Below are 7,291 nucleotides of genomic sequence, written 5' to 3'. Positions count from 1 at the left end.
AGCCCAAACTTGCTCACCACTTTCATTACTTAATACTTGTGGGGTTCCCACTTGGTCACAGTGATAAAATACTGCACGTTCGATTTCCGCACGTTTATATCGAGTATCTGTTTTCCAGAGTGGATCCTGATCTCGTATATAAGCTTGAGTTTGATACTGACGATAGTCAGGTGTATCAAGCAATTTAATAAAGCCGCTATAGCCTGTTTGTACTAGAGGCACAAAACTATCAGGTTCATACAGATAATGTTTGGTATAGGACTGGCTGCTGTTATTACGCTTAACAGACTCCCAAATCATTAAATCCCCATCCCAACCAAATAAAGTTAAATCTCGCTGAGTTTGTTTAAAGAGACGTCGACCAAATACATCATAACCATAATGTGTTGTTTGACCATTCAACTCACTGCGACTCAGTCGATTAAGATTGTCCCAATATAGTTTTAAGCTCTGCCCCTGATGTTGCTTTTCAATCACATTACCTTGAGCATCATAACGATAACTTGCCCCTTGATACTGTTGAATCAAGTTATTTTTAATCTGTCCATGCTGACCCGCTGTTGCATCGATTAAATTCCCTGCTGGGTCAAACTGAAAGCTTTCTTTTAGACGCTCACCTTGGGTGCGGACTAAACGCCCAACTGGGTCATATTGATAATCAATCTGTCCCAAGCGACTATCATTGACTTGGGTCAGTAGATAGTTTTGATCGTACTGGTAATGTCGGTGTGCTTGATACTGAGTGGTGGGATGATCATGTTCTGCATAGATGTGTTGTGAGCTCAGTAAACCCACATCGTTATATTCACTGCGCTGGATTAAGCCATTGGCAAGGAAGCGTTCAGTTTCACGGTGTAGGTCATCTCGCTTAAAACCGACCATGTCTCGACCATTAAATGCCACGCCATAAACATGCCCTGATCCATAACTTAGTAACGCATGCTCTTGTCCATCAGGGCGGATGGTTTTACTCAGATTACCCAACTCATCGTATTCATAACGCAGCACCGCTGTCACAGGCTTAATATTCGGCAAGCGATAATGCTGATGCTCAATAGCCACTTGCCCTACAGGGTTGTAATAATATTGAATCTGGCTATGCTCATTACTGGCCCGAGTAAGTTGTTGGTTAAAGTTATAATCAAAAGCTTGTTCTTGTTTCAGTCCAGTCTGCACATCAATAAACTGTTTATGACTCAGTTGTCCACCTTCATCATAGCCAAATATGGTTTTAATATTCGGTTGCTGTAGTTCAGCCAATAAACCTTGTTCAGAATATTTAAACTGCTTTTCCTCACCAGAAAAGTCTCGTTCACGAATCAACTGCCCATACTGATTATATTGAAATTGGTATTCAGCACGGTTCTGATTGACCAGTTTAGAGAGCCGTCCAGCCCGATCCCAGTAATAACTGATTGGGTGTTGATTGGCATCGATACGCTGTTGCAACAAGCCTAACTGACTATAAACATACTGCGTTGCATGATTCTGGGTATCTAAGTGTTTAAGCAAACGTCCCTCTTGATCACGTTCAAACGTCTCTTTTAAACCATCAGGATAAATCACTGCTTGTAGTTGGCCTTTATCTCGACCTTGCTGGCTATACTGATACTGCAATTTTTGCCCTTCAGCCGAAGTCTCAGCAATCAATTGCCCTTCATCGTTATACTCCCAACTCGAGGTCTTTCCTGAGCAATCTGTAAAAGCAGTAAGCTGCCCTAAATCATTATATTGAAGTGTTTTCGAGCCGCCTTTGGCATCAATGACTTCAATCACTTGACCATCGTCATTATATTTAAACTGAGTACTGCGTTCTAAAGGATCAATTTGTTCGATAACATTGCCTTTGCTGTCATAACTTTGCTTCCAGATATTGCCCTCTGGGTCTTTAGTTTCGAGTAACCGTCCCTTCTCATCATAAGCAAAACGGATAATACCTCCATTGGGCTGTATGACTTTGCTGAGTTGATCTTGTGCATTGTATTCTTGCTGAGTCTCTCGGCCAAAGAAATCAATATGACGCGTAATCCGTTTTTGTGCATCACGTGAATACCATTCCTCGCGACCATCAGCTAAACGGATCCGATAAGTAAAACCGTCAATATCAAAGTAATATTGGGTTGGGGTATGGTCGGCATTATATACAGTGACTTGACGCAAACGATCATGCCATTCGAGTCGAGTATGGAAACTGCCATCATCCGCCCATTCTTCAATTGCTTTGGCACTCGCCAATGTAGAGGCATAACGTACATTTTGCCCTCGACCAGTACGGTCGGTATAACGAGTCAACTGATGATAAGCGTTATATTCATAACTGCGCTGGTGGGCATTTTGATCAAAGGCTTGAATAAGATTACCCGCAGCATCATATTCATAACGTGCCAGTGGTTCAGCCTGTTCATCGACAAAGATCGCAATAATCTTCACTTGTTTGTTATAGGCAAATTTTAAACTCTGCGTAGCCGCTTTAAGTTTAAAATCCACAGACTGTAAAAAAGCATGCCCACCAAAGTTTAAATAGTTCAATACGACTTGTTCATCAGTTTTCACATTGAGCTGTAAAACCAGCTGATAAATTAATCCACTATTGAAACTTTCAAATGTATATAACCAATCACCACCAAAACTTAATACGATCTGCCCATTATCTAGACCCTGTGCTGTAATCCCTTCATAAGGTACTTCATAGGCCTCAGTAAATAGACTTGGTGCTAAATGATGCTGGCGGCCTTTACCATCAATAAAAATAAGGCCATGATCTCCAAGAATAATCTGACTGGAAAAAGGCGTCATCCAACGCGCCCCGATGGCACTATTATCCAAGGCATCCAGTTGAGAATGATATAAACGCGTGAAGCTAAAACCGAGTTTAGGCAGGTAGAAATCACTGTGATTCACTCGTTCAGCACCGATTGAGTAACTGATACTCTGACCAGAACCATAGGCAGCCCCTTCACAAGGCGGTGCATTGAGTGCATTGGCTTGTAAAGTGACAAACTCTAAGGTATCACCTTTGGTATGTCGCTCATACTCTCCGGTTTGATTGATTGGCACACTGGCATTGCCCTGAGTTTTTAAATCCTTGAGTGCTTGTAAAGTCTGCGTTAACAACCAAGCTAAACTATATTGCTGTCCTGCATTGGCTTGTTGGGAGATCGCATTGCTCAGCGTTGCTAAGGCCTTTGTGGCACTGACTTGTAAATGACTGGCCGCTGTAACATCAATTTTAGCACTAAGATCTGCTTGGCTTGGTATTGAAAGCAGGTCAACCAGTGGACTCGCCCAGTTATAAAACAGCTCTTTAGGATCTCGTTTATCTGCAGAGGCACCACTCACTGCAACTCCCATAGAAACACCAACACTTGATGCAGACATACTGGTTAAAATTGTTGTACCGAGTACACTTGCGCTTGCTAAAAGCCCACTCAGTTTAGCTTGAGTATCTTGTAAAAAGTCTGCGAGATCCCCAGCAATATGTGCATTTAAATGGAGTTCTAAACGCTTTAAATCACTGGCACGTAATTTACCGCCTTTTTTATATAAACATTCCGCCATTAAACCAAACATTGGACGTAGCGCAATTCGTGCATGGGCTTCATTTTGTGGCGTTAGGAACAAGCCAATCAGATTGGCTGCCAACATTGCACTTTGCTGTGTGCCTGCATCACCTTTTAGAGGTTGCGTCGCATACAACATCAAATCCAATACACTGCCCGTTAAAGCATAAATATTAGCGACCATCGGTACACTAGCACTGCCTTGTACGCGCTCTAAACTGGTATTGCCACAGATCTGTAAATAGCGTTGAATTTGATGAGCAATCATTTGTTGATCATTCAAATGGGTCACACTGTCCAGATTAAAAACCGCTAACTCAACTGCTGCTTTTTGATCGTTATTCGTTGTCGTCATGTCTTTTTTAAACCTTATTACTGTGATCTCAATCGTTACAAGTCACATTTTTAAAATTGTAAAATCTATTCAATGGTATCTTTTAAGATAATTCAAAATACTAGGGTAGATATCCCGTCATGGTTGTAGCGGCATTTAAATCTTGTGGCTTAGTCACTTGATTCACCATTTCTGCAATACTTCCCAATTGATTTGGAGATAATCCTATATTCAATGTATTCGATGCAGCTTCTAGTGCCGTAGACATGAGCTGTTGTTTCATTTGCTCTGCACCATCTTTAAGTACATTTTGAGCGATATCTTTGAGACGATTTGAATTTAAAGAAAATACGTTATCTTTGAGTTTGGACATCATATTGTTCCCCAAGGCAGCTAAGGCACCGCCTGAGCTTAATTTTTGTAAAATACTGTCATCCGCCCAAGTATAGTCACGCCCAAAATCACTCGCCTGATCCCACGCTTTCATCTCATCTTTTTCAAATACAACTTTAGCTGTCCCAGGTGCAATACCTGTCACTTGAGCAAAACCATTTTCATCTAAGTTACCACTGACCTCTTTACCGAGTATATCAATGACTTTAAAGGCATTTTGTTTAAAGAAGTGATCTCCACCATAACTTCTTAATAACTCTAATGCACCTTGAGTTGGTTTGGGCTGTGGTAATTGGCGCTGTACAGCAGCACCCGCAGCTGAGGTCAAAAGATGCTCCGCTGCCTTAACTTCAAAGACACCCGTGGTCGAGATGAATACCCCAGAACCATTGATTTTGATCGAGGAATCACCCGCAGTAAACATGATCTCATCGGGGCTGCTGAGTTCAATCTGTTCTTCGATGGAATGTATTTGCACCTTTTTACGTGCTTGTGCATCCAAACCACCCGCTTGAGCTTGTAGTTGAATATCACCGTTACCAGCGAATAATCGCGCACCATTATTTTCAGCAAATAAACGAATACCTTGACTGGCACTGGTAAATAAACGGTTACTGGTCGCTAAACTAATATCCTTACCACTGGTCAGTGCGATGTGTTCAACACTATTTAAATGAATACTTTGCTCTGCAACAACGGCAACCCCAGCAGGACCACTCATCACTACATGCGGCTCATTGAGCTCACTCAGTTGAGTGCCTTTTTCACCTTCGATTTGCTCAAACTGAGTATTTAACTCCTGCTGCGCTGTATCTTCAATCTCACGTTCATCCGCCTTTTGATCTATCGCAATCTGAATCTGAGACTTATGTTGTTCAACTGCACCTTGTAGCTGTTTAATGGTTTCTTCAAGGTGTTTGACATAGCTATCCGCTTTGTTTTTTTCATAGCTGGTTAAAATCAAGCCCTGAGCTGAACGCACTACCCCATGCCCATCGGTTCGAAGCTCAAAACCTTCGCCACGAAAGTCCTTACGCCCTTTGCTATCTGGTATACGGGTGATATAACCTAAGTTGAGTTCACTGGCCTGATGATCACTTTTCAGGTGAACCTGTACTTGGCCTTGGGTATCATCCATCACCAATTGGTTGGCTTGATTACCACCCAATTCTTTAGATTTGATCCCTGAAAGTGCTTTTTGATCAGGCAGTTCCCAAACAGGCATCTGTTCTGGATTAGTGAGACGTCCTGCCACAAAGGGCATATCAGGATCGCCATTAAAGAAATCCACAATCACTTCTTGGCCAATACGAGGCAAATGAATGGTACCGAAGTTATTGCCTGCCCAAGCTGTAGAGACACGTAACCAACAACAGTTCAGTCCATCACCCGCTTGATATTCATCGTTTAGACCACCTTGCCTACGATCCCAATGGAACTTAACCTTGACTCGGCCATATTGGTCGGTATGAATTTCTTCTCCTGCAGGCCCCACAACTGTTGCGGTCTGTGGTCGTCCATGAGGTTTAGACAAAGTCCGATCTGGACGTAGGATTTGTTCATCTGGCTGTACCAAGAACTTGACTTGTGAATCATAAAACTGATTGTCTGCCCGCTCCTGACTAATATCCTGGATCAGGGTTTGCGTACCCAACACCAACCATCCACGGTTAGATTCACTATTGGGATGGTTTTCTAATTCAAAACGATAACCCGTTTGTAGCCCTTTTAAACGTGCCTGACCTTCAGCACGATAACCATGTTGATATAAGCCCTCAACACGTTGTTGAGCACGGCTTTGACCACCCTCTTCTGCGCTAAGAAAATCACCCTGCTGCCATTCATAGACTTCTTGTTCGGCATGTTGATGATCCCATAGAAATTGATCTTGAGCTGTTTGGACTAAAGTGGGCTGTTTAAACTGATAGTCACTGAGCTGAATTTTACCACTGACCAACTGCTGAACAGGCTCAAAGTGCTCAATATACTCAGCACCTTCTGGAAAACGTTGATTGGGTGGATAGATGCTTAAGTTACGATAACCAGGTGCTTCCATTTCCTTATAGGCAGCATTATGATCAGACAGCACCCAAGTTAAATTGTTTTGGCTATGCTCAAAATGGAAGTTAATCCCGTGTTCCTGTAGCAAACGGCAGATAAAGTCAAAATCCGTTTCGCCATACTGTGCCTGAAAATCCAAAACAGGATAGTCAGCACTACAGCGGTAATCGACAGGATAAGCATAGCTTTCAAGTACTTGTTCAATGATTTGTAATACCGTTTTTTGTTGGAAAATACGATAATTTGAACTCTTGGTTAATAGCCAAAGCCAAGGCACTAAGGTGATTTTATACATGGCATGGCGGTTACGCACACCAAGCACTTCCACTCGATTTACCAGTCCACGATAGAAACGTGCACCATTTAAACTGCTCTGATAGTTTTCTTCTGAAGTAATATTATTAATACCATCAAAGTTACCATAGGCTACTTTAGTACCATCGAGGCGCAAACGAACTGCAAGCTCTGTCCCAATCAAGCTCTGTAAGTTCAGGTCAGAAGCAGGGCTACCGCCACTCTCAGCAGTCTGTTTTGAGACATAACCTTCGAGTCCTTGATAGCCATGTGCAGGCTGATGAAATTCATCCCGAACTTTAACTACAAGTTGGTATTCAAATAATTCATTGATTTTTTCATGACCTGACAAAGAATCAAACCAAAAAAAACTCGTCCCGTATTCACTTTGTGGCAAGGCTACGCCAAATAACTTTACTTGATGGTTCATTTTTTAATATAAATAAATCTTAATGAATGAATTGTATACGATTTATCTCATTTTGTGATTTTATATTGGTAATATAATTTTAACATGATGTGTAGCACATATAAGTATATAAAAAATCAACTAAAAATATACACCCAATATACACCGTTCACTTCACACCCAAAATAACTAAGACCAATCTATGAGCCTTACAATCTCTGTTTATCATTTAAAACAATA

General features: G+C 41.7%; 2 protein-coding genes. Both read right to left on the bottom strand.

The features are described 5' to 3' along the window. A partial coding sequence (locus Aru01_RS02090; RefSeq protein WP_042111091.1) for a DUF6531 domain-containing protein occupies positions 1–3,915 on the bottom strand: 3,915 nt, incomplete at its 3' end. A gap of 100 nt (positions 3,916–4,015) precedes the next feature. Continuing rightward, a complete protein-coding gene (locus Aru01_RS02085; protein WP_016656010.1) occupies positions 4,016–7,072 on the bottom strand; it encodes a type VI secretion system Vgr family protein in 3,057 nt (1,018 codons plus the stop codon). Positions 7,073–7,291: the final 219 nt, after the last annotated feature.

The sequence above is a fragment of the Acinetobacter rudis genome, from assembly GCF_000829675.1.
Taxonomy (GTDB): domain Bacteria; phylum Pseudomonadota; class Gammaproteobacteria; order Pseudomonadales; family Moraxellaceae; genus Acinetobacter; species Acinetobacter rudis.
This window is presented reverse-complemented; position numbering and strand designations above follow the sequence as displayed.